The sequence below is a fragment of the Pseudomonas sp. FBF18 genome, assembly GCF_024261405.1.
GTDB classification, from domain to species: Bacteria; Pseudomonadota; Gammaproteobacteria; order Pseudomonadales; family Pseudomonadaceae; genus Aquipseudomonas; species Aquipseudomonas palmensis.
In genome coordinates this window covers 103,902-127,262 of the sequence record NZ_QKRS01000002.1, presented here as the reverse complement: position 1 = coordinate 127,262, position 23,361 = coordinate 103,902, and the positions used below count along the sequence as shown (strand labels likewise).

Genomic DNA, 23,361 nt, shown 5'->3' with positions numbered 1-23,361 from the left:
AGGACCAGAGTTAAGCATGAAAGTGCCCCGACACCTATGGGGCAGCGATAAATTGTTGAATATCCAGAGAGTTTTTGTGGACAAAGAGCGAGCAAGGGTGTGCACCCCTGCCCGCCCCCGGCCTCAGCCGACCAGCGAGTAGACGATGGCGCTGATGGCCACCAGGCCCACCACGACCACGAACACGTTGGACAGCGCGCCACTGTACTTGCGCATCGCCGGCACGCGGCGGATGGCGTACATCGGCATCAGGAACAGGATCGCCGCGATCACCGGGCCGCCGAACGACTCGATCATGCTCAGGATGCTGGGGTTGAGCGTGGCCACCACCCAGCAGATCACCAGCATGAAGGCTGCGGTGAACCGGTCCAGGGCCTTGGCACCCGGCCGCTTGCCCGTCTTGAGCACCAGGCCCTTGAGGCCTTCGCTGGCACCGATGTAGTGGCCCAGGAACGACTTGGCGATGGCGATGAAGGCAATCAGCGGTGCGGCGAACTCGATGGTCGGGTTGCTGAAGTGGTTGGCCAGGTACGACAGGATCGACAGGTTCTGCGCCTTGGCCTCGGCCAGTTGCGCCGGGTTCAGGGTGAGCACGCAGCTGAACACGAAGAACATCACCATCGCCACCATCAACAGGTGCGCGCGCCGCAGGATCTGCCCGCTGCGCTCGTCGGCGTGCTCGCCGTAGCGGCGTTTCTGGTCCACGGCAAAGGCCGAAATGATCGGCGAGTGGTTGAACGAGAACACCATCACCGGAATCGCCAGCCACAGGGTGTGCACGAATGCCGACCCCGATGGCAGCTCGGTGGCGGTCGTGAGGATGCCGCCGTTCCAGTGCGGTATCAGGAACACCGCCAGCAATGCCAGGGCCACGATGAAGGGGTACACCAGCAGGCTCATGACCTTGACGGTGGCCTGCTCGCCGCAGCGCACGATGACCAGCAGGCCCAGGATCAGCACGAACGACAGCAGCACCCGCGGCGGCGGCGCCATGTGCAGTTGATGCTCCATGAAGCTGCTGACCGTGTTGGTCAGGGCCACGCTGTAGATCAGCAGGATGGGGAAGATGGCCAGGAAGTACAGCAAGGTGATGCAGGCGCCGGCGCTGAGGCCGAAATGCTCCTCCACCACTTCGGTGATGTCGGCACCGTCACGCCCCGAGAGCACGAAGCGGGTCAGGCCACGGTGTGCGTAGTAGGTCATCGGGAAGGCCAGCAGCGCGAGGATCAGCAGCGGCCAGAAGCCGCCGAGGCCGGCGTTGATTGGCAGGAACAGCGTGCCGGCACCGATGGCGGTACCGAACAGGCCCAGCATCCAGGTGGTGTCCTGCCGGGCCCAGCTACCTAGGGCGGCGGGGGTCGATTCGAAGCGTTGATCAACGCTCGGGGCCTGCTCATTCATCCGGGTGCAACTCCGCTCGCAAGACTGCAACATCGCTGGGAGTGGCCAAACAGACGCATCGGCGCACCCCAGCTGTAAAAGAGGGGCGCGATTGTGCGCGCTTTGGTTGCACTTGCAAAGCCCTTGCCGAGGAGTGGTTGCACCTGCCGGCAGCGCAGCGCCGGTCAAGCCCGCCCCCACAAGGCCATCACTGTACGTGTGGGAGCGGGCTTGAGCCGCAACTGGCCGTTATGCGGTCTTGTGCACCGCCGCGAACGCTTCGGCCACCTGCTGCAGGTTGTCCGGGCGCACGCCCGACATGCACACCCGGCCGCTGTCGATCAGGTACACGCCGAACTCGTCACGCAGCCGGCGCACCTGCTCCACGCTGAAGCCGGTGTAGCTGAACATGCCGCGCTGGCTCAGGAAGAAGTCGAAGTTCTGACCCGGCAGCAGCACCGCCAGTGCATCCACCAGCGCCTGGCGCATGTCCAGGATACGCAGGCGCATCCCCTCCACTTCAGCCTGCCACTGGGCATTCAGGCCGGCATCGCCAAGCACCGTCGCAACCAGTTGCGCACCGAAGTTGGGCGGGCTGGAGTAGTTGCGGCGCACGGTCGCCTTAAGCTGGCCCAGCACGCTCTGCGCGGTGGCGCTGTCGTCACAGACCACCGACAGGCCGCCAACCCGCTCGCCATACAGCGAGAAGATCTTGGAGAACGAGTTGCTGACCAGGCACGGCACGCCAGCGCGGGCAAACTCGCGAATGGCGTAGGCGTCGGCGTCCAGGCCTTCACCGAAGCCCTGGTAGGCGATGTCGAGGAACGGAATCAGCTCGCGCGCCTTGACCACCTCGATCACCTGCTGCCATTGCGCCTGGTTCAGGTCGACCCCGGTCGGGTTGTGGCAGCACGGGTGCAGCAGCACGATGCTGTTGGCTGGCAGGGTCTGCAGGGTGGCGAGCATGCCGTCGAAGTCCAGGCCACGGGTGGCCGGGTCGAAGTACGGGTAGGTGTTGACCTTGAACCCGGCGCCTTCGAAGATCGCGCGGTGGTTGTCCCAGGTCGGGTCGCTGACCCATACCTGCGAGTCGGCGAAATAGCGCTTGAGGAAGTCGGCACCGACCTTCAGCGCACCCGAGCCGCCCACGGTCTGCACGGTGGCCACACGTGCGCCACCCACGGCTGGGTGATCGGCGCCGAACAGCAGCGCCTGGATCGCCTGGCGGTAGCTGCCCAGGCCTTCCATCGGCAGGTACAGCGAGGCTTCGTGGGGCTGGTCGGCCAGGCGTTTTTCCGCCTCGCCCACTGCCGCCAGCTGTGGCACCACACCGGCGGCGTCGTAATACAGGCCGATGCTCAGGTTGACCTTGTTGGCACGCGGATCGGCCTTGAAGGTCTCCATCAGGGAGAGAATCGGATCGCCGGCATAGGCATCGACATGTTTGAACACAGCGTGCAGCTCCTTGGGTCTGGGCAAATCGTGAAAGACGCTGCCGAGGATACCTGTAGCCGCCGATTTGTGACATGACCCTGGATGCAACTGATCAGTGCAGCTGCGCATGCATCCGCCGGCGAAAAGGCCGCGGGTCACCCCTTGGCCAACACCTGCAACTGCTCGAACTCCTGCGCCGTTACGCTCACCCCGTCCCGCGCCGACGCCTCGCGCTCACGCAAGCGCCGCTCGCCGGGCATGCGGGTCAGGCCTACCGCCTGCATCTGTTCCACCAGTTCACGGCTGCGCTCGGCAAAACGGCTGCCTTCGGCCTTGGTCGGGTCGATCACGATCACCAGTTGCCCGGTCCACGGGGTCTTGGCGCCCGGGTGCTGCGACCAGTCGAACTCGAACGAGAAGTTGCCGCCGGTCAGCGCCGCGGCCAGCAACTCGACCATCATCGACAGCGCCGAGCCCTTGTGTCCGCCAAAGGGCAGCAAGGCACCGCCGTCGAGAATCGCCTGCGGATCGCAGGTCGGCTGCCCGTCGCGGTCCACGCCCATGCCTTCGGGCAACCGCTCGCCCTTGCGCGCGGCAATCTGCACGTCACCATGGGCGATGGCGCTGGTGGCCATGTCGAACACGATCGGCGCATGCCCGGCACAGGGTGCGGCGAACGCGATGGGGTTGGTACCGAACAGTGGCTTGCGCGCGCCATGCGGCACCACGCAGGTCATGCTGTTGACCACGCTCAGGGCCACCAGGCCTTCTTCGGCAAAGGGCTCGACATCCGGCCACAGGGCCGCGAAGTGATGCGAGTTGTGTATCGCCAGCACCGCAATGCCGGCACTGCGGGCCTTTTCCACCAGCAGCGCCCGCGCCGCCTCGAGCGCCGGCTGGGCAAAACCGCCCCCGGCATCGACCCGTACGTAGCCGCTGGCCACGTCCTGCACCTGGGGCACCGCCGTGCCGTTGACCCAGCCACTGGCCAGGGTCGACACATAGGCGGGAATCCGGAATACCCCGTGGCTATGGGCGCCGTCGCGCTGGGCGCTGGCGCAGTTGGCGGCCAGCGTACGGGCAACCGATTCGCTGGTGCCGTGGCGCACGAAAATCTGCTGCAACAGGCGCTCGAGATCGGCCTGGGGCAAGTGGTGAACAGCTGCGGACATCTGAAGCTCCCTTGTTGGAATTGGTATGGGCGACAGCAGTGAGCGATAGCGGACTTTCCTCCGATTGACAGCAAACTGTCAAATGTTGACTTGATGACAGAAAACATTCATTTTCTATTCCCAGCGCAACCGCCGTCGAGAATCGTCCGTGAGCCAACCGATCAAGCAACGCCTGGAAAACAGCCTGCAACATGCGGCGGCCTCGGGTCGCAAGATCGCCACGTACATGCTCGCCCATTTCACCGACCTGCCCTTCGAGACCTCGGCCAGCCTGGCGGCAAAAATCGGCGTCAGCGAATCGAGTGTCGGGCGTTTCTGCCGCTCGCTCGGCTACGAGCACCTCAAGGCCCTCAAGCACGATCTCAAGGACGACCTGGGCGATGGCCCATGGCTGGTCGGTGATCGGTTGCAAGAATTTCGCCAACAACAGGGCAAGGACGACATCGACCGCGCGCGCAGCCTCGAGCTGGAAGTCGCCGCCCTGGTGCGGGTCTACGAGTACAGCCGCACCGAGGCCTGGCACACCGTGGCCCGGCGCCTGGCCGAACGGCGCCGGGTATTCATTGCCGGGTTCCAGACCGAGCGCGGTATCGCCCAGTGCATGAGCCACCTGCTGCAATACCTGCGCGATGGCGTGCAGGTGGTGGACGGCAGCGCCGGGCACTTCGGCGAAGTGCTGCTCAGCGCCTCGCACGACTGCGCGCTGGTGGTGTTCGAGGCGCGCCGCTACTCGCGCCACGCCCTGGTGCTGTGTCGCAAGGCACGCGAAGCGGGCATCCCGGTAACACTGGTTACCGACACCTTCTGTGACTGGGCCGATGCCAACGCCGACGAGGTGTTTCGCATCCCCACCGAATTCAATCTGTTCTGGGAGTCCACCGCGACGATGCTGTCGTGGGTACACCTGATGGTCAACGAGGTCTGCAAGAAACTCGGGCCGGATGTTGAAAAACGCTTGGAAGCAACTGCCGCTCTACACAACGAATTCGTTGGCTACACGTCAACGAGCAAACAATAGCAAGAGTGCAATCAACCACGAGGTGTTTCATGAAACCCGTCCTCCGCTTTGCAGGCGCATGCGCGCTGCTGTTCGCCGGCATCACCTCGGCCCAGGCCGAAACCCTGAAGATCGCCACCGAAGGCGCCTACCCGCCGTTCAACTACGTCGACTCCAAGAACCAGCTGCACGGCTTTGACGTGGACATCGCCAAGGCCCTGTGCGAACAGATGAAAGTCGAGTGCACCGTGGTGGCCCAGGACTGGGAAGGCATCATCCCGGCGCTGATGGCCAAGAAGTACGACGCCGTGGTGGCCTCGATGATCAACACCGAAGAGCGCCGCAAGAAAATCGCCTTCACCAACCACTACTACAAGACGCCGCTGTCGGTCGCAGTGCCCAAGGACAGCGAGATCACCGACGCGCAGACCGACTTCAAGGGCTACACGGTGGGCGCGCAGTCCTCCTCCACCCAGGCGATCTACGCCGAAGACGTGTATGGCAAGGCCGGTGCCGACGTCAAGCTGTACCCGACCCTGGACGAAGCCAACGCGGACCTCGCCGCCGGGCGCCTGGACGGGGTGATTGCCGACAAGTTCCCGCTGCTCGAATGGCTGGGCAAGGCAGGCAAGGACTGCTGCAAGATCCTGGGTGACGTCAAGGGCACCACCGCCGATGCCTCGATCGCCGTGCGCAAGGAAGACGAGGCGCTGCGCGAGCGCCTGAACAAGGCCCTGGACGAGATCGTCGCCAACGGGACTTACCAGAAGATCTCCAGCAAATACTTCGACTTCGATATCTACCAGTAAGACCGCATTCGCTGGCAAGCCAGCTCCCACAGGGTTTTGCGTCAACCGCGACCCTGTGGGAGCCGGCTTGCCGGCGAAGAGGCCCTGTTGTCTTGCCGAGGGTTCGCGCATGATCGAACAACTGTCCCTGTTATCCTTCGCCAGCGGCGGCTGGGGCCAGGCCCTGCTGGCCGGCGCCCTGGTGACCATTTCCCTGGCCCTGGCCTGCCTGCCCATCGGCCTGCCGCTGGGCCTGGGCGTGGCGCTGGCCGCCCGCTCGAAAAAACGCTTTCCGCGCGCCTGGGCCACCGTGTTCTCCACGGTATTTCGCGGCCTGCCCGAACTGCTCACGCTACTGATCATCTATTACGGCTGCCAGATCGCCGCGCAGAAGATCCTCACCGCCATGGGCTACGAGGGCGAGGTGATGATCAATACCTTCCTCGCCGCCATGATCGCCTTCAGCCTGGTGTTCGCCGCGTTTTCCAGTGAAATCTGGCTGGGCGCGTTCAAGACCATTCCCAAGGGCCAGTACGAGGCCTCGGCCGCGCTGGGCCTGAGCAAAACCACCACCTTCCGCAAGGTGGTGTTCCCGCAGCTGGTGCGCATCGCCCTGCCGGGCCTGTCGAACAACTGGCTGTCGCTGCTCAAGGACACCTCGCTGGTGTCGACCATCTCGCTGGTCGACCTGATGCGCCAGACCAACCTGGCCGTCAGCGTGACCAAGGAGCCGATGTTCTTCTACACCGTCGCCTGCCTGGGCTACCTGCTGTTCTCGGCGCTGTCGGGCCGGGTCTTCGCCTATATCGAACGCCACACCAGCCGTCACCTGCGGAGTGCACGCACATGAATCTCGATGCCCTGCTGGCGTTCTTCGTCGACCCCGACCTGCTCGAACGCTACGGCCCGCGCTTTATCGACGGGCTGCTGGTCACCGGCAAACTGGTGGCCATCTCCTTCACCCTGGGCGCCCTGCTGGGCCTGCTGCTGGCGCTGGCGCGGCTGTCGAACAACGTGCTGCTGCAACGCCTGAGCGCCGGCTACATCTACTTCTTCCGGGGCTCGCCGCTGCTGGCGCAGCTGTTTCTGCTGTACTACGGGCTGGGCTCGCTCAAGAGCTTCTGGCAGGACGTCGGCATGTGGTGGTTCTTCCGCGAAGCCTGGTACTGCACCCTGCTGGCCTTCACCCTGAACACCGCCGCCTACCAGGCCGAGATCTTTCGCGGCAGCCTGATGGCCGTGGCCCCAGGGCAATACGAGGCGGCCAGGGCACTGAGCCTGAAGCGCTCGACCACCTTCTTCAAGGTGATCCTGCCGCAGTCGCTGATCGTGGCCATCGGCCCGCTGGGCAACGAGCTGATTCTGATGATCAAGGCCAGTGCAATCGCCTCGCTGGTGACCATCTACGACCTGATGGGCGTGACCAAGCTGGCCTTCTCGCGCAGTTTCGACTTCCAGATCTACCTGTGGGCCGCGGTGCTCTACCTGCTGATCGTGGAGATCGTGCGCCGCAGCCTCAAACACATAGAAGCCCGACTGGGCCGCCACCTGCGCTGAACCGTAGCCGTAGAGGATTTTTTTCATGCATTGCCAAACCATCGTTCTGGGCGCCGGTATCGTCGGTGTTTCCACGGCCCTGCACCTGCAAGCACGCGGGCGCAAGGTGATCCTGATCGACCGTGACGAACCGGGCAGCGGCACCAGCCACGGCAATGCCGGCCTGATCGAGCGCTCCAGCGTGATCCCCTATGCCTTCCCGCGCGAGCTGTCCAAGCTGCTGCGCTACGGCCTCAACCGCCAGCCCGACGTGCGCTACAGCTTCAGCTACCTGCCCAAGGCCGCGCCCTGGTTGCTGCAGTACTGGAAGAACTCTGCCCCGGCGCCCCTGGCCGAGGCCACCCGCGCCATGCTGCCGCTGGTGCAGCGCTGCGTCGAGGAACACGACGCACTGATCGAGGCCGCAGAACTGGGCGCCATGGTGCAGGCCAAGGGCTGGATCGAGGTGTACCGCACCCAGCCTGCCCTGGCCCAGGCCGTGGCCGATGCCCAGGCGCTCAAGCCCTACGGCCTGCAGTTCGAGATTCTCGACAAGCAGCAGTTGCACGATCGCGAACCGGACCTGAGCGCCAACGCCGTGGGCGGCATCCACTGGCTCGACCCCAAGACCGTGAGCAACCCCGGCGGCCTCACCCGCGGTTACGCGGCGCTGTTCGTCAAGCGCGGCGGGCAGTTCATCCAGGGCGATGCGCGCACCCTGCGCCAGGTGGCCAGCGAATGGCAGGTCGACACCCGCCAGGGCCCGGTCACTGCACCGGAGGCGGTGATCGCGCTGGGCCCGCAGGCCGGCGAGCTGTTCCGCCCGCTGGGCTACGATATCCCGTTGGAGGTCAAGCGCGGCTATCACGTACATTTTCATGCCAAGGCCGGTGCTGCACTCAAGCATTCACTGTGCGACGTGCAGGGCGGCTTCGTGCTGGCACCGATGGCCCAGGGTATTCGCCTGACCACCGGCATCGAGTTCGCCGCCAGCGACGATGCGGCCAACGAGGTCCAGTTGCAGCGCTGCGAAGCCATCGCCCGCCAGCTGTTCCCGCTGGGCGAGCGCACCCAGGACGCGCCGTGGCTGGGCCGACGCCCCTGCCTGCCGGACATGCGCCCGGTGATCGGCCCGGCGCCGCGGCACAAGGGCCTGTGGTTCAACTTCGGCCACGCCCACCACGGCCTCACACTGGGCCCGGTATGCGGGCGCCTGCTGGCAGAAATGATCACCGGCGAAAACACCTTTACCGACCCGACGCCCTATGGCGCCGACCGCTTCGAACACTGAGATCGCGGAGAACAACAACATGACCGCACCACTGAGCCTTGCCGCTGCACGCCCCGACACGCACCCCGACCCGCGCAAGGTCGTGGTGAGCATCGACGGGCTGAACAAGTTCTATGGCGACTTTCACGTACTGCGCGACGTCGACCTCAAGGTGCGTGAAGGTGAGCGCATTGTGCTGTGCGGGCCGTCCGGCTCGGGCAAGTCGACGCTGATCCGCTGCATCAACCGCCTGGAGATCGCCGAAAAAGGCACCCTGCTGGTCAACGACACCGACCTGGCGCTGACCACGCGCCAGGCCGCCGAGGTGCGCAGCGAGATCGGCATGGTGTTCCAGCACTTCAACCTGTTCCCGCACATGAGCGTGCTCGACAACTGCACCCTGGCGCCGATGAGCGTGCGCGGCCTGTCGCGCAAGGAGGCCGAGGAGCGGGCACGGTTCTACCTGAACAAGGTGGGCATCGAGAGCCAGGCGGGCAAGTACCCCAGCCAGCTGTCGGGCGGGCAGCAGCAGCGCGTGGCAATCGCCCGGGCGCTGTGCATGAAGCCAAAGATCATGCTGTTCGACGAGCCGACCTCGGCACTGGACCCGGAGATGGTCGCCGAAGTGCTGGATGTGCTGGTCAAGCTTGCCGACACCGGCATGACCATGCTGTGCGTGACCCACGAAATGGGCTTTGCGCGACAGGTGGCCGAGCGCGTGCTGTTTCTGGACGGCGGGCAGATCATCGAGGATGCCCCGCCCGAGGCGTTCTTCAACAACCCGCAGAGTGATCGGGCCAAGGGCTTCCTGGCGCAGATTCTGCACTGAAGCCGCTGCCCTTTCGCGGGTCACGCCCGCTCCCACAGGGGCTCACGCCGGCCTTGTGGGAGCGGGTTTGCCCCGCGAAAGGCCCACCACGTACTACGCCTAGCGCGCCTGCATCTTCGACTTGATGAACCCGGCCACGAACGTCAGCACCGCGCCGCCGGCACCACCGCCGACAATGCTGCTGATGATCGCCGCCATGTCCAGCGACCCGCCAGCCCCCATGGCGGCCCCTGGCTCACCGGTGATCGCGGCCAGTATCTGGCCCACGATCACCCCGCCCACCCCGCCGAAGATCGAATTGAGCAACGGCCCCATGCTCTGCTTGCTCATGCCGGCGGCATTGCCGCCTACCACACCACTGATGACCTGAATGACCAGACTCACGATGTCCATGGCTATACCCCTGCGCAGCGCTGATTGAGTGACGGCTCAGCTGCGACTACGACTACAGGCACTACCGGCGGCATCGAGACGTCTCGATCCGATCAACGACAGCCAGCTGTTGCGGATACGCGAAGTATAGGACAGGTACACGCCCTGCCCTTGCCCCCTCACACGTCGAAGTTCATGCGCCGCAGCCGCGCATCGATGGCCGGCGCGTTGAGCGCGCGGTTGAACACCAGGGCCAGCAGCAGCGACAGCGGCACCAGCGTGGGCAAGGCCCCCAGCATGCCGACCAGCGCATTGGGCAGCATGTGCTGCAGGCGTGGCCCGTCCCGCAGCAGGGCGATCGGCGTGTCCGGGAACAACGCCAGCAGCGGCATCAGGCAGAAGGCCAGCACCACGGCGGCCAGCAGCCGATTGCCCGGGCCCTTGCCCATGAAGCGGTTCATGCGGTGCCACAGCATGTCCTTGAACAGCCAGGTGCACAGCAGCCCCACGCCCACCAGCATCACCCCGTTGATCGGGCTGGTGAACGGCAGCACCAGGTAATGCTTGAACATGGCCCACACCGTGGCCGGGCCATCGGCCCTGAACAGCACCTGCGGCCCGCCGAACTTCACCTCCAGAAGCTTGCCCGCGCTGAAAAAGAACAGCACCAGCATCAGCAGGCTCAGCCGCCAGAAGTAACCCAGCGCGCGGCGCAGCACCAGCCTGGGCTCCAATTTGCTGCGCAGGGCCGTCTGCTGGTCCGAGGCGTTCTTGCGCAACGCGAAGAAGCGATTGGCCTGCTCGGGGCTGACCGTGCCGTTTTTCACGTCCGACAGCTGGCTGACGTAATTCACGTGTCCAGACTCCTCGATCATGCGCCGGGCCACCGCACGCTCGCTGGCCAGGGCCACCTGTTCGATGTCTGCCGGGTTTTCCAACTGCTCGATCACCCTGTCGAAGTAGCTGGCGGCCAGCCCGTCATCGAACACCACATGCCGGTAGCGGCCAAGCATGTTGCAACGGATGCTGCGCCGTCCGGCACGCACCTGGGCCTGGCTGTAATAGCAGGTGCCGTCCACGCTCAGTACCAGGTCGCCCTTCTCGGGTGTGTTGTCCGGGTAATAGGGCGCGGCGAACCCTTCGGCAGCCCGCTCGATGGTTTCGGGCTCATCCCCCCACTCGTCGACGTAAGGCTTGAGCCAGGTATCGTTGGACTTCAGGTGCACCGAATTGCCGACCGCCTTGGCCGACACCTCCAGGGTGTAGCGGGTGCAGATGAACTTGTCGCCCAAACAGCCGCCGCAGGTCACCTGCCCCCCCATGCAGCCGCACGCCACAGAGCCGCCCACACAACTGGGGCAGTTGTCGCCGCCTGCGCCCATGCAGTAGGCACAACTGCCACTGCCGGTGCGGCCGGAGCCGCCACAGCCCCAGCACTGCGTGCGGCCCTTGCCGCTGCAACTGCTGCATCTTAGCTTGCAACTGCCGTTGCACGCGGTGCAGCGCTGCTTGCCGTAACCGCTGCAGGTGCCGCAGGTATGGCTGGTGTAGAGCGGGTCCAGGGCAAACAGCTTCACCTGCTGGCTGCGCAGAAAATGCGCGGGATTGCTGCCCAGCCCCTTGAGCACACGGTTCTTGTAATGCGCCGCGCCCCTGCCCAGCAGCACTTGACGCTGCTCGGCCATCGACTGCTCGAGCTGGTGTTCGCTCACCGAATTGATCCGCAGCCCCACCGAAGCCGACTCGCGGCGCACTTCGGTCACCAGGCTCCAGCGCCGGCTCACGCTCACCGCGCGCCCCTTGTCCTCGACCTGCTGCACGGTCAGCTCGAGATCGGAGGTGTCATAGCCGCACCCCTGCAGGCGGCTGCGCAGTGCTTGCTCCACGGTGCGGGTGAATGCCTGGGTCATCGTCTACTCCGTCTCAATGCGCGCGTCCTGTTTTCGCCTGCTGGCGTAACGCCACAGAATGCCACGCCGCCCCTGGCGTGCGCTACGCGTCACGTTTCGGTTGTCAGCAATTCTTGTAGGAAACTGCCCAATATGTAGCCCTGTGCTACCATCCCGCGCAGCGGGTCACGCGCGCCATCAGTACAGGGAAGCACTCTTTGAAACACCACACCCCCTCACGTTTCAGCGCACTCGCCCTGGCCTGCTGGCTAATGGCCGGGCTCGCCTTCCAGGCATCCGGCGCGCTGGCCGACCAGTTGATCGGCACCCACCCCTCGGCTGCCGGCCCGATCAACCACATGGAAACCCCCCTGGGGCACGCCTACCTCACGCTGCCCCAGCGCAAGCTGCAATTGCAGCTGCCAGCGCAGTGGCGCGAAACCAATGTGGAGGGCACCTACGACCTGCAGGGCGAAACCGCCGTGGTGCTCAGCTACCGCACGCCGCAATGCGACTCGCAAAGCGCGCTGGTGGTGTTGTCCGGCAGCTCGGCGTGGGGGCCTTACCGCCTGGGCGGCTGTTCCGACATGCTGGCCTTGCAGCGCGCCGAAGACGGCAAAAGCCTGGTGGCGATGCAGCTCAATGGCACGCAGTCGGCGGCCTGGACCTACTCGTCGCTCGACCGGCAGTTCCGCGGCCCGCTGCGGGTCGACCTGCCGAACCTGCTCAAGGGCCTGGCCAAGGCGACGCCAGCCCCTGCCAGGGCCGCAGCGCCACGCCCTGCACCCGTCCAGCACGCCGTGGCCCCGACGCCCCCGCCGCAACCCAGGCCCGCGCCCGCGGTGGCCAGGGTCGAAGCCAAACCGCCAAAGCCTGCCCCGGCAGCAGCGCCATCGGCCGCGCCGCAGGTCACGCCCCAGGTCGCCACTGAAGTGGTAGACCGCGCCAAAACCGCGGCGCCGGCCCAGCGCCGGGTGACGCTCGACCTGACCTCCGAGCTGGAACACTAGCCGTGAACAGCCGCCTGTCGCCCGACCTGACGGGCCGGCCATGGCGCGGGTGGCTGCGCCGGCCTGTCGTGGCACGTGCGTCAACGCCCCGCCAGCAGCAACGCTTCGTGGCCCGCCTGATGCTGGGGCTGACGCTGTGTTACCTGCTCGTCGAGATGGGCTTCAACGCACGCCTGCTGGATGTGGTGGGCGGGCTGGCCAGCCCCGCCCAGGTCGAGTCGATCGAAGTCTACGGACGCCTGATCGCCGGCACCGCCGTGGCCCTGCTGGGCCTGGGCTGGGTACTGAAAAAGGCCTGCAGCCAGTACTGGAGCCTGGGCCGCACGCTGGCCTGGTCTGCGCTGACGGTGGGCAGCTGCCTGCTGGTGGTGTTTTATGCGCAATTGGCCCTGATCAACCACCTGGTCGCCACCTCCACCCCGCAGGAGCGTGCCCGCGCCGTGCTGGGCGTGCCCATCAGCTACCTGTTGGTGCATCGCGAGTTCGGCCTGAAGGGGCTGGAGCTGGGCACCGACGACTACAAGCGCCCCGAGGGCAAGACCCTGCTGGCCACCCTGCCGATCCTGCTGCAGTCGGTCGATCGCCTCGAAGAGCGGGTGCGCCAGCAGGGCCTGGCCTTCTTCGAACTGTTCGCCGAAACCCGCCGCGGCCCGCTGGCCGACAACTACCAGCGTTACCGCGAGGCCCTGGCCGAGCTGGACGAGCTGTACGGCAACTACCGCCAGGGCAGCCAGCGCTACCTGGACGCCACCAGCCCGGCCGCCATCGCCCGGCATCAGCAGCAGGCCTGGGACGATTACGTGCAGACCCTCAAGCAGCGCAATCGCCGCCTGACCCCAGGCAACGTGCCGCGCCGGCACTGGCCGCAGGTGCGCCGCATGCTGGATGACAAGGGCATTCAGGTGAGTGACAACTGGCAACCCGGCGACCGCGCCGGCTTCAACCTGGCCGTGGCCAAGCGCGTGCAGGGCCATGCCAGCGGCGCCTACGGCACCGAGCTGTTCAAGCATATCCAGGGCGACTGGATCAAACCCGGCCTGTCGCGCCAGGGGTTCTTCGCCGACCCGGCGATCCAGCAGCGCTGGCGTAGCGCGCTGTACCTGCCCGACAGCCTGTCACTCAAGCCCGACTGGTCGCTCGACGCCTATGAACAGGCGATCTACCGCCCGACCCTGCGCCTGGATGCCCAGCAACTGCTCGAAGAACGCCTGGTCGAGCCGGCCCGCTATGGCGAGCGCAACGACAAGGCCGACATCGGCCGAGACAGCTACCGCGCCCTGATCGTGCCGATGATCGCCCTGCTGTTCTCGTTGCTGGGGGCCTTCACCCACCTGTTCAAGTGCACCCTGTTCGCCCTGCGCGCCGTGCGCCCGGTGCCGCGCCGCGCCTACTGGGGTGCGCTGGCGGTGTACGCGGTGGTGGTGCTGGCGCTGCCGATGCCGTTCAGCAACAAGGTCACCGAACAGCCGCTGTTTCTCACCCTCAAGCAGCGAGGCGCCAGCACCCTGGGCGCCATGGGCTGGGTGATCGCCCACGGTGCGCAGTGGACCGCCCAGGTGCAGCCGCTGTTCTACCCGCTCAACGAAGCGATTCGCCTGCACCTGCTGCAAGGCCTGAGCTACGGCTACCACGACAACGACTGATGACAGCGCCCCGCCACGGCCTGAAAGGAGCCCCACCTTGACCCGCTCGACCACCCTTACCCTTGTACTACTGGCTGGCGGCGTGCTGCTCGGCGGCTGCCAGAACTCGCAGATGGGCAGCACCGCACTGGGCGGTGCTGCCGGCTGCCTGGGCGGCGCGATCATTGCGGTCGGCACCGGCGGCAAGCCCGGTGTGGGCTGCGCCATTGGTGCCGCGCTGGGCGCCCCCAGTGGCTACTACATCGGCCGCCAGAAAGACCTGCAGCAGGCCCGGCAGGTGCAGGCCGACATCGAGCGCCAGTCTGCCGACGTAGCCGCCGTGCAGGTCAGTACCCGCCAGGTCGCGGTGCCGGCCGACGAGCGCAATGCGGTGGGCGCCGCCAGCATCGATGCCGTCGACTCCATGCAGGTGAACGTACCCCAGGCCCTGGTCAACAAGCGCGACAAGCGCCTCAAGGAGCCCCTGGGCCGTGTCGGCAGCTACGTGTCCGGTGCCCGCAGCAAGGCCAATGTGGTGGTCACCACCCGCAGCAAGGGCGACTTCAACTACATCGTCAGAACCATCAAGAGCGGCTACAACGGCAAGGTCGCCACCGACAAGGTCACCTACCAGTACCGCGAGCAGACCCGCGGCACCCAGTCGGCGATTCAGGTCATGCACGACGCCCAGGCTTAAGCCTTCCAACTCCAGTGGAGAACAGCAAGCATGCAGGATTTCAAGATTCAACGCCCCGACCCGGATGGCCGCGCAAAGCCGCAGAGCAAGCCGCAAAGCCAACCGCAGCAGCCCGACAGCACCGACCACACGGCCTACTACAAGCCGCGCCACCGCCAGGCGCAGCAGAACCAGAGCACCTACACCCGCAGCAGCGACAACGGCCCGATGCTGGTCTACGTGCTGTACCTCATCAGCCTGCTGGTGGTGGTCACCGCGCCTGCCGGGCTGGTCTACGCCTACCAGAGCCGCGCTGGCGCAAATGACCTGGACCGCAGCCACTACACCTTCCAGATCCGCATGTTCTGGATCGGCCTGTTGCTGCTGGGGGTGGGCGTCATCGGCATACCCTTCGTGTTCGGCTGGTTCGTGCTGGTCGGCTGGGCTGTCTGGCTGCTGTACGCAATCACCACCGGCATGCGGCGCTGGCGCAAGGGCCAGCCGGCCAGCTGAGGCCTGGTTGCCTACGCCGAAAGTCGTACGTTAAATATAATGAACTACCAAGCACGCTAACAATTGACATTAATCCTTATAAAACAAGGTATTGGGTTGTATTCCTAGAAACAACATAAGGAAATTAGCCTGCCACAGGGTAAAGCCGTTTGACATATTTAACGGCTCTGGCAAGCTATGTCACAGGTTTCGACCGGGAGTCGTCCTTCCAGGCGCTCTCGGCAGTGCTCGAAACCTCAGGTAGCGTCAGCGGTTCCCGATGCGCCTGCACAACAATGACAGGCCGAGCCTGTCCCAAGGTGACATATGCCCAACAGCAACATTGGCAATAAGAATCAGACCCTGCGCAAGCCTGTCGTACTCATGACCATGGGTGCCCAGGAACGCAAGGGCCATGCCTACCAGGTAATGACCCACAAATACATCCAACCCCTGGTCGACCATGCCGGATGCGTGCCGGTTCTGGTTCCGACCTGCTGCGGTACCGAAGACCTCGAGCAGTACCTGGACATGGCCGACGGCGTGTACCTGACCGGTGCCGGCAGCAACATCGACCCGGCGCTGTATGGCCAGGAGAACGAAACCCCGGGCAAGGCCCAGGACCGCGACCGCGACCTGTTCGACCTGCCGCTGGTGCAACTGGCCATCGCCCGTGGCCTGCCGATCTTCGGTATTTGCCGCGGCATGCAGGAAATCAACGTGGCACTGGGCGGCGACATCTACCAGAAGGTCTATGCCGAGCCAGGCTTCAACGATCACCGGGAGAACCCCGACGATCCGGTTGATGTGCAGTACAGCCAGGTTCACAGCGTGCGCCTGGAAGCCGGCAGTTGGCTGCGCGAACTGCTGCAGAGCGATGAAATCCGCGTCAACTCGCTGCATGGCCAGGGCCTGAAGACACTGGGTGAAGGCCTCGAGCCACTGGCACGTGCCGAAGACGGGCTGGTGGAAGCGATCCATGCACCAAGCCTGTCGCCGTTCCTGTTCGCGGTGCAATGGCACCCGGAATGGCAGGCCGCGCAGAACCCGGACTCGGTGAAGATGTTCGAAGCCTTCGGCCAGGCCTGCCGCCAGCAGGCAGCCAAGGGTCAGGCGGCGAAGAAGGTCGGCTCTACGGCCTGATTCGCGCCAACCGTTTCGCCGGTAAGGCCGGCTCCTGCCGCAGGAGCCGGCCTTGCCGGCGAAGGGCCCGGCCTGTCACCTCACACCCCCAGCGCCTCGATCAGCAACTGCGCCGGCACCGGCAGTTCCACCCCCTTGCGCGTGACCACCTCATAGGGCTCGCTGCGCGAGTTCAACACCAGCGGCAGTTGCGCCAGCATCCCATGCTCGAGCGCGATCCTGGCCGAGTCCCACGGCATCACCGCCACCAGCCCACGGTCCTGCAACAGCAACGTGAGCGTGGTAAAAGTTGATGAAGTTTCAATGGGATACAGCGGAAAGCTCAAACCCGCCTCACGAAATTCACGCTCCAGCGTCAAGCGCATCGGCATGTTCACCGGGAACACCACCCAGCGTGAATCGGCCAACGCCTCGAGCCTCAACTCGGCACACCCCACCAGCGGGTGCTGCAGATTGGCCACCACCACCAACTGCTCCTGATGCCTGGCCCGGCTCACATAGGCGCCCGGTCGCGGGCTCACGCTGGTTCGGCAGATCACCACATCCAGACGGCCCTGATCGAGCAAGCTGAGCAGGCGGTCGCTGGTGTCCTCGACGATCGATACCGACAGGTCCGGCTGGCTCTCGCGCAGACGCGCCAGGCCCTCCACCAGCATCGGTACCGCCCCCATGATCGACCCCACCGACAGCCGCCCGCCGTGGCCCTGCAGAATACCGATCATCTCTTCGCGCAGGTGCGCCAGGTCGGTATTGATCAGGCGCGCATAACGCACCACGCAGCGCCCCAGGTCATTGGCCTCCAGCCCCTTGCTGGTGCGCTCGAACAGTACCGCGCCCAGGGTCGATTCGATTTCATTGAGGGCCTTGGTCGCGCCCGGCTGGGTAATCGACAGGGCCTGGGCGGCCTTGTGGATCGAGCCCAGCTCGTCGAGGCTGATCAGCAGGCGCAACTGGCGCATGCGCAGGCGCGAAGCCATGGTAGTCAGGGGTGGCAGCATAGGTGATTACTTTTGGTTATCCCTCGGTCAACAGCTGTCATTAGGCAGCAAAGCCACGCAAATTTAAAGTGTCGGACAACAGCCCTCCCCACAAGAACAATCAGGAGTCAGCATGCGTCTGATCCAATTCGAAACCCCTGCAGCCGCGCGTCACGTCGGCGTCATCGAAGGCGACCTGATCCAGGTGGTACGCAATACCCGCACCATGCGTGAACTGGCCCTGGCCGCGATTCGCAACGCCCGCAGCCTGTGCGACGAAGTGCTCGCCCGCGGCCTGGACGCCACCGCCCACAGTTACGCCCAGGCCCTGGCCGACTGCCGGGTGCTGCCGCCGCTGGACCACGACGACCCCGCCCACTGCCTGATCAGCGGCACCGGCCTGACCCACCTGGGCAGCGCCTCGACCCGCGACAAGATGCACCAGCAGAAAATCGACGACAGCACCGCCCTGACCGACACCGCCCGCATCTTCCAGTGGGGCATCGAAGGCGGCCGCCCGCCCTCCGGCACCGCCGGTGTGCAGCCGGAATGGTTCTACAAGGGCGACGGCTCGATCGTGGTACGCCCCGGCCAGCCGTTCCAGAGCCCCGCCTTTGCCGAAGACAGCGGCGAAGAGCCCGAGCTGGCCGGCCTGTACGTGATCGGCGATGACGGTCAGCCCTACCGGGTAGGCTTCGCCATCGGCAACGAGTTCTCCGACCATGTGATGGAGCGGCGCAACTACCTGTACCTGGCCCACTCCAAGCTGCGCAACTGCTCCTACGGCCCCGAGTTGCGGGTCGGCGAGCTGCCCGCTCACCTGGGCGGCGTCAGCCGTATCCACCGCGGTGATAACCTGCTGTGGGAAAAGGAATTCCTCAGCGGCGAGGACAACATGTGCCATTCGCTGGAGAACCTGGAGTACCACCACTTCAAGTACACCCAGTTCCTGCGTCCGGGCGATGTGCACGTGCACTTCTTCGGCACCGCGACCCTGTCGTTCGCCGACCAGGTCAAGGCCGCGCCCGGCGACGTGTTCGAAATCAGCCTGCCCGAGTTCGGCGCCCCGCTGCGCAATGGCATCAGCGTGACGCCTTCGGCCATCTCACCCGGCGAGGTGAAAGCGCTCTGAACCGCAGGCGGCGCCCCGCGCGCCGCCGCGGCATTTCATAACAACCATAAGAGTGAGATGAGCATGAAAGACACCTCCTTGCAGGCAGCCCCGGCACCTGCCCTGGCTGCCACCGATGCCCAGCGGCCCACCACCGTGCGCTGGCGCATCTTCCTGATCCTGCTGTTGCTGGCCGCGATCAACTACATCGACCGCGCCTCGCTGTCGGTGGCGCTGCCGCTGATCTCGGCGGAATTCGAACTGACCCCGGCCATGGAGGGCCTGATTCTCAGCGCGTTCTTCTGGTCGTACGCACTGATGCAGATCCCCAGCGGCATGCTGCTGGACCGTTTCCAGGTGCGCAACATCATCGGCGCCGCCACCATCGGCTGGGGCGCCTTCCAGGCACTGGCCGGCGGCGCGCACAACTGGATCACCCTGCTGATCACCCGCGTCGGCCTGGGTGTGGCCGAATCGCCGATCATGCCGGCCGGGGCCAAGCTCAACGGCGCCTGGCTGACCCCCAACGAGCGTGGGCGTGGCGCCACCCTGGTGGACGGCGGCGCGCCGCTGGGCACCGCATTCGGTGCGATCATCATCGCCGGCCTGATCACCTGGTTCGACTCCTGGCGCATCGCCTTCGTGATCGCCGGGGTGGGCACCATCGTGGTCGGCATCTGGGCCTGGTGGTACATCCGCAACCACCCTTGCGAGCACCCCAAGGTCAACGCCGCCGAGCTGGACTACATCAACCAGGCCAACGCGGTGGCCAGCGACGGCAACGGGCGCAAGGCGATCCTCAAGGAGCTGCTCAAGAGCCGCTCGGTACTGGCCATGTTCGCCGGCTATGCCTGCTACAACAGCGTGTTCTACGGCCTGCTGACCTGGATGCCGAGCTACCTGCACCAGGCCCACAACCTGGACATCAAGGCCATGGGCGGCGCCACCTTCCTGATCTTCATGTGCGGCTTCGTCGGCGAGCTGATCGGCGGCTGGATCGCCGACAAGTGGAAAGCCAGCGGCGGCCAGCCCAACACCGTGATGCGCAGCATGTTCGCAGGCTCCGCCGCCGTGGCTGCCCTGTGCATCCTGCTGGTGGCCTACACCCCGGATGCCGCGCGGGTCATCGCCCTGCTGTGCGTCGCGCTGTTCTTCATCCGCTGGTGCGGCATGTACTGGTGCCTGCCAGCGATCCTGGGCGGCAAGTCCAAGGCCGGCATCCTGGGCGGCAGCATGAACTTCTGCGGCAACATGGTCGGCGTACTGGTGCCGATCCTGATCGGCCTGATCGTGCAGTTCACCGGCTCCTACTTCCTGGCCCTGATCTTCTTCGTGGTCATGGCCTTCGGCCTGATGCTGTTCTCCGGCCTGATCGACTATCGCGAGCGCGGCCTGGCGTAAGCCCGGCCCACGCCTCTGGAGATGACTGAGATGCAACTCATTACAACAACAGGCAGCGACAGCGCCGCCAACGCCGTGATCCGCCTCAACCCGCTTGACGACGTGCTGATCGCCCGCCAGCCCCTGCCCAAGGGCCTGCACCTGCAGGCCGAGCACATCGAGGTGCTGCAGGCCATCCCGGCCGGGCACAAGGTGGCGGTGCGCGCCATCGCCCCCGGCCAGCCGCTGCGCCGCTACGGGCAGATCATCGGCTTTGCCAGCCAGCCCATCGCCGCCGGCGAGCATGTGCACGTGCACAACCTGGCCATGGGCGACTTTGCCCGCGACTACGCCTTCGGCGTGGACGCCAGGGGCACACCGGCCAGCACCGACGATACCTTCATGGGCATCGTGCGCGCCGACGGCCGGGTGGCCACGCGCAACTACATCGGCATCCTCACCTCGGTGAACTGCTCGGCCACCGTGGCACGCGCCATCGCCGACCATTTTCGCCGCGACATCCACCCCGAGGCGCTCGCGCCCTACCCCAACGTGGATGGCGTGGTGGCCCTGACCCATGGCGTGGGCTGCGCGGTCGACCCTGGCGGCGAGGCACTGGCGATGCTGCAGCGCACCCTGGGCGGGTACGCGGTGCATGCCAACTTCGCCTCGGTGCTGATGATCGGCCTGGGCTGCGAGACCAACCAGATCCCCGACCTGCTGGCTGCCCAGGGCCTGAACAGCAGCCACACCCTGCGCACCTTCACCATCCAGGGCACCGGCGGCACCACGCGCACCATTGCCAGCGGCATCGCCCAGGTCAAGTCGCTGCTGGCCGAAGCCGATCAGGTGCGTCGCGAGCCGGTCAGCGTCAGGCACTTGACCGTCGGCCTGCAATGTGGCGGCTCCGACGGCTATTCGGGCATCACCGCCAACCCGGCACTGGGCAATGCGGTGGATCGCCTGGTAGCGGCCGGTGGCACCGCGATACTGTCCGAAACCCCGGAAATCTACGGCGCCGAGCACCTGCTCACGCGCCGTGCGGTCAGCCGCGAAGTGGGCGAAAAGCTGATCGCGCGCATCCACTGGTGGGAAGCCTACTGCGAGCGCATGGGCGCCGAACTGAACAACAACCCCTCGGCCGGCAACAAGGCCGGCGGCCTCACCACCATTCTCGAAAAATCCCTGGGCGCCGTGGCCAAGGCCGGCTCCAGCGACCTGATGGACGTCTACGAATACGCCGAACCGGTGCGTGCCCACGGCCTGGTGTTCATGGACACCCCCGGCTACGACCCGATCTCGGCCACCGGCCAGGTCGCCGGCGGCGCCAACCTGATCGCCTTCACCACCGGGCGCGGTTCGGCCTACGGCTGCGCACCGTCGCCCTCGATCAAGCTGGCCACCAACACCCGCCTGTGGGAAACCCAGGAAGACGACATGGACGTGAACTGCGGCGGCATCGCCGACGCCAGCACCACCATCGAGGAACGCGGCGAACACATCTACCGCCTGATGCTGCGCATTGCCTCGGGCGAGCGCAGCAAGAGCGAACAACATGGCTACGGCCAGAACGAATTCGTGCCCTGGCAGATCGGCGCCATCACCTGAGCCCCTGCCCTCAACCGACAAGGACCCCGCAATGACCTCTGTTCTCGGCCACAACTACATTGCCGGCCAGCGCAGCGCTGCCGGCACCACCGTACTGCAGAGCCTGGATGCGAGCACCGGCCAAGCGCTGGCGTGCACCTTCATCCAGGCCACTGCCGAAGAAGTGGACGCCGCCGCCAAGGCTGCCGCCAGCGCCTACCCGCAGTTCCGTACGCTGCCTGCGACGCGGCGCGCCGAATTTCTTGATGCCATCGCCGACGAGCTGGACGGACTGGGCGATGACTTCATCGCCACGGTATGCCGCGAAACCGCCCTGCCCGCTGCACGCATCCAGGGCGAACGCGGGCGCACCAGCGGGCAGCTGCGCCTGTTCGCCAACGTGCTGCGCCGTGGCGACTTCCACGGGGCACGCATCGACCGCGCGCTGCCAGAGCGCCAGCCACTGCCGCGCCCGGACCTGCGCCAGTACCGCATCGGCCTGGGGCCGGTGGCGGTGTTCGGCGCCAGCAACTTTCCGCTGGCCTTCTCCACGGCCGGCGGCGATACCGCCTCGGCGTTGGCCGCCGGCTGCCCGGTGGTGTTCAAGGCTCACAGCGGGCACATGGCCACCGCCGAATGGGTGGCCGATGCGATCCTGCGCGCTGCGCAGCGCACCGGCATGCCGGCGGGGGTATTCAACATGATCTATGGTGCAGGCGTGGGAGAATGGCTGGTGCGCCACCCGGCGATCCAGGCGGTGGGCTTCACCGGCTCGCTCAAGGGCGGCAACGCCCTGTGCAAAATGGCCGCGGAGCGCCCGCAGCCGATCCCGGTGTTCGCCGAGATGTCGAGCATCAACCCCGTCATCCTGCTGCCACAGGCGCTGCAGGTGCGTGGGGCGGCCATCGCCCGCGAGCTGACCGGTTCGGTGACCCTGGGCTGCGGGCAGTTCTGCACCAACCCCGGCCTGATCATCGGCGTGCGCTCGCCGGCGTTCAGTGCCTTTGTGCACGCCTTCGTCGCACAGATGGCCGAACAGCCTGCACAGACCATGCTCAATGCCGGGGCACTGGCCAGTTATGCCAAGGGGCTGGAGCACCTGCACCGCCATCCTGGCCTCACGCACCTGGCAGGGGCCGCGCAGAACGGGCGCCAGGCGCAACCCCAGCTATTCAAGGCCGATGTGAACTTGTTGCTGCAAGGTGATGATTTGCTTCAGGAAGAAGTGTTCGGCCCAGCCACCATCGTTATCGAGGTAGAGGACGATGCGCAGCTGGCGCTGGCATTGCAAGGGCTGCGCGGACAACTGACCGCCACCCTGATCGGCGAGCAGGCCGAGTTGCTCGAATACCGCTGGCTGGGTGAGTTGCTGGTGGAAAAGGTCGGGCGGGTTCTGCTCAATGGCTATCCGACGGGGGTCGAGGTGTGCGATGCGATGGTGCATGGCGGACCGTACCCGGCCACGTCCGATGCCCGGGGCACCTCGGTGGGTTCACTGGCGATCGATCGGTTCCTGCGCCCGGTGTGCTTGCAGAACTACCCCGATGCACTGCTGCCCGAAGCGTTGCAGAATGCCAATCCGCTGGGAATCCAGCGGCTGGTCGATGGCGTCATGAGCCGCGAGGCTGTCGGCGCCTGATGCGGGCGCCTTCGCCGGCAAGGCCGGCTCCTGCACCTGCAGGGGCCAGCCTTCCCG

The 23,361-nt window shown here is 65.8% G+C and carries 21 protein-coding genes; 15 read left to right on the top strand and 6 right to left on the bottom strand.

Features of this window, described 5'->3' with window-relative positions:
- Nucleotides 1-123 precede the first annotated feature (123 nt).
- The 3 genes from DN387_RS04450 to DN387_RS04440 form a co-directional block, all read right to left on the bottom strand.
- Nucleotides 124-1,401 (bottom strand): serine/threonine transporter, encoded by a 1,278-nt coding sequence (locus DN387_RS04450; protein ID WP_043861432.1) that lies wholly within the window; start codon nt 1,399-1,401, stop codon nt 124-126.
- A 228-nt stretch (nt 1,402-1,629) separates the two neighbouring features.
- The gene (locus tag DN387_RS04445; RefSeq protein ID WP_043861431.1) at nt 1,630-2,832 is read right to left on the bottom strand and encodes an amino acid aminotransferase; all 1,203 of its coding nucleotides are present in this window, start codon (nt 2,830-2,832) and stop codon (nt 1,630-1,632) included.
- Nucleotides 2,833-2,969: 137 nt separating this feature from the next.
- A complete protein-coding gene (locus DN387_RS04440) occupies nt 2,970-3,986 on the bottom strand; it encodes an Ldh family oxidoreductase (protein WP_054914582.1) in 1,017 nt (338 codons plus the stop codon).
- Nucleotides 3,987-4,134: 148 nt separating this feature from the next.
- Between DN387_RS04440 and DN387_RS04435 the strand changes: the two genes are divergently transcribed.
- The 6 genes from DN387_RS04435 to DN387_RS04410 all read left to right on the top strand — a co-directional run bounded on the left by DN387_RS04435 (nt 4,135) and on the right by DN387_RS04410 (nt 9,406).
- Nucleotides 4,135-5,004 (top strand): MurR/RpiR family transcriptional regulator, encoded by an 870-nt coding sequence (locus tag DN387_RS04435; protein ID WP_043861429.1) that lies wholly within the window; start codon nt 4,135-4,137, stop codon nt 5,002-5,004.
- A 29-nt stretch (nt 5,005-5,033) separates the two neighbouring features.
- Entirely contained in the window at nt 5,034-5,792 is a 759-nt protein-coding gene (locus DN387_RS04430; RefSeq protein WP_054914583.1) for an ABC transporter substrate-binding protein, read from the top strand.
- A 109-nt stretch (nt 5,793-5,901) separates the two neighbouring features.
- On the top strand, nt 5,902-6,621 hold the full coding sequence (locus DN387_RS04425) for an ABC transporter permease (RefSeq protein WP_043861427.1): 720 nt from the start codon (nt 5,902-5,904) through the stop codon (nt 6,619-6,621).
- Nucleotides 6,618-7,328 carry an ABC transporter permease gene (locus DN387_RS04420; protein WP_043861426.1) on the top strand — a complete coding sequence of 237 codons (711 nt, stop codon included), beginning with the start codon at nt 6,618-6,620 and terminating at the stop codon, nt 7,326-7,328. The genes DN387_RS04425 and DN387_RS04420 overlap by 4 nt, the downstream gene beginning before the upstream one ends.
- 25 nt (nt 7,329-7,353) lie before the next feature.
- A complete protein-coding gene (locus DN387_RS04415; protein ID WP_054914584.1) occupies nt 7,354-8,598 on the top strand; it encodes an FAD-binding oxidoreductase in 1,245 nt (414 codons plus the stop codon).
- Between the two features lie 19 nt (nt 8,599-8,617).
- Nucleotides 8,618-9,406 carry an amino acid ABC transporter ATP-binding protein gene (locus DN387_RS04410; RefSeq protein ID WP_043861496.1) on the top strand — a complete coding sequence of 263 codons (789 nt, stop codon included), beginning with the start codon at nt 8,618-8,620 and terminating at the stop codon, nt 9,404-9,406.
- A gap of 99 nt (nt 9,407-9,505) precedes the next feature.
- Here DN387_RS04410 and DN387_RS04405 read toward each other — a convergent pair whose 3' ends face one another.
- Entirely contained in the window at nt 9,506-9,799 is a 294-nt protein-coding gene (locus DN387_RS04405; RefSeq protein WP_054914585.1) for a hypothetical protein, read from the bottom strand.
- A gap of 158 nt (nt 9,800-9,957) precedes the next feature.
- Entirely contained in the window at nt 9,958-11,688 is a 1,731-nt protein-coding gene (locus DN387_RS04400) for a zinc finger-like domain-containing protein (RefSeq protein ID WP_054914586.1), read from the bottom strand.
- A gap of 197 nt (nt 11,689-11,885) precedes the next feature.
- Here DN387_RS04400 and DN387_RS26030 point away from each other — a divergent pair, with 197 nt between their 5' ends.
- The 5 genes from DN387_RS26030 to DN387_RS04375 all read left to right on the top strand — a co-directional run bounded on the left by DN387_RS26030 (nt 11,886) and on the right by DN387_RS04375 (nt 16,610).
- On the top strand, nt 11,886-12,677 hold the full coding sequence (locus DN387_RS26030) for a hypothetical protein (protein ID WP_156326193.1): 792 nt from the start codon (nt 11,886-11,888) through the stop codon (nt 12,675-12,677).
- Nucleotides 12,678-12,679: 2 nt separating this feature from the next.
- Nucleotides 12,680-14,320, top strand: a complete 1,641-nt coding sequence (locus DN387_RS04390) for a hypothetical protein (RefSeq protein WP_054914588.1) — start codon at nt 12,680-12,682, stop codon at nt 14,318-14,320.
- A 37-nt stretch (nt 14,321-14,357) separates the two neighbouring features.
- On the top strand, nt 14,358-14,996 hold the full coding sequence (locus DN387_RS04385; protein ID WP_052504252.1) for a glycine zipper domain-containing protein: 639 nt from the start codon (nt 14,358-14,360) through the stop codon (nt 14,994-14,996).
- A gap of 30 nt (nt 14,997-15,026) precedes the next feature.
- Nucleotides 15,027-15,488: a hypothetical protein gene (locus DN387_RS04380; protein ID WP_054914589.1), complete on the top strand. Its 462-nt coding sequence runs from the start codon at nt 15,027-15,029 to the stop codon at nt 15,486-15,488.
- A 306-nt stretch (nt 15,489-15,794) separates the two neighbouring features.
- Nucleotides 15,795-16,610, top strand: coding sequence for a gamma-glutamyl-gamma-aminobutyrate hydrolase family protein (locus tag DN387_RS04375; RefSeq protein ID WP_043861344.1), 816 nt, complete (start codon nt 15,795-15,797; stop codon nt 16,608-16,610).
- 80 nt (nt 16,611-16,690) lie between these two features.
- On the opposite strand, the gene DN387_RS04370 is transcribed toward DN387_RS04375, so the two are convergent.
- Nucleotides 16,691-17,608, bottom strand: a complete 918-nt coding sequence (locus DN387_RS04370; RefSeq protein WP_054914590.1) for a LysR family transcriptional regulator — start codon at nt 17,606-17,608, stop codon at nt 16,691-16,693.
- Between the two features lie 112 nt (nt 17,609-17,720).
- On the opposite strand from DN387_RS04370, the gene araD1 reads away from it, so the two are divergent.
- From araD1 to DN387_RS04350, 4 genes are read left to right on the top strand one after another with little or no spacing between them, the layout of a single operon-like run.
- Nucleotides 17,721-18,719 (top strand): AraD1 family protein, encoded by a 999-nt coding sequence (gene araD1, locus DN387_RS04365; protein WP_054914591.1) that lies wholly within the window; start codon nt 17,721-17,723, stop codon nt 18,717-18,719.
- A gap of 57 nt (nt 18,720-18,776) precedes the next feature.
- A complete protein-coding gene (locus tag DN387_RS04360) occupies nt 18,777-20,099 on the top strand; it encodes an MFS transporter (RefSeq protein WP_054914592.1) in 1,323 nt (440 codons plus the stop codon).
- Between the two features lie 30 nt (nt 20,100-20,129).
- The gene (locus tag DN387_RS04355; protein ID WP_054914593.1) at nt 20,130-21,686 is read left to right on the top strand and encodes a UxaA family hydrolase; all 1,557 of its coding nucleotides are present in this window, start codon (nt 20,130-20,132) and stop codon (nt 21,684-21,686) included.
- 31 nt (nt 21,687-21,717) lie between these two features.
- A complete protein-coding gene (locus tag DN387_RS04350; protein ID WP_054914594.1) occupies nt 21,718-23,304 on the top strand; it encodes an aldehyde dehydrogenase (NADP(+)) in 1,587 nt (528 codons plus the stop codon).
- Nucleotides 23,305-23,361 lie beyond the last annotated feature (57 nt).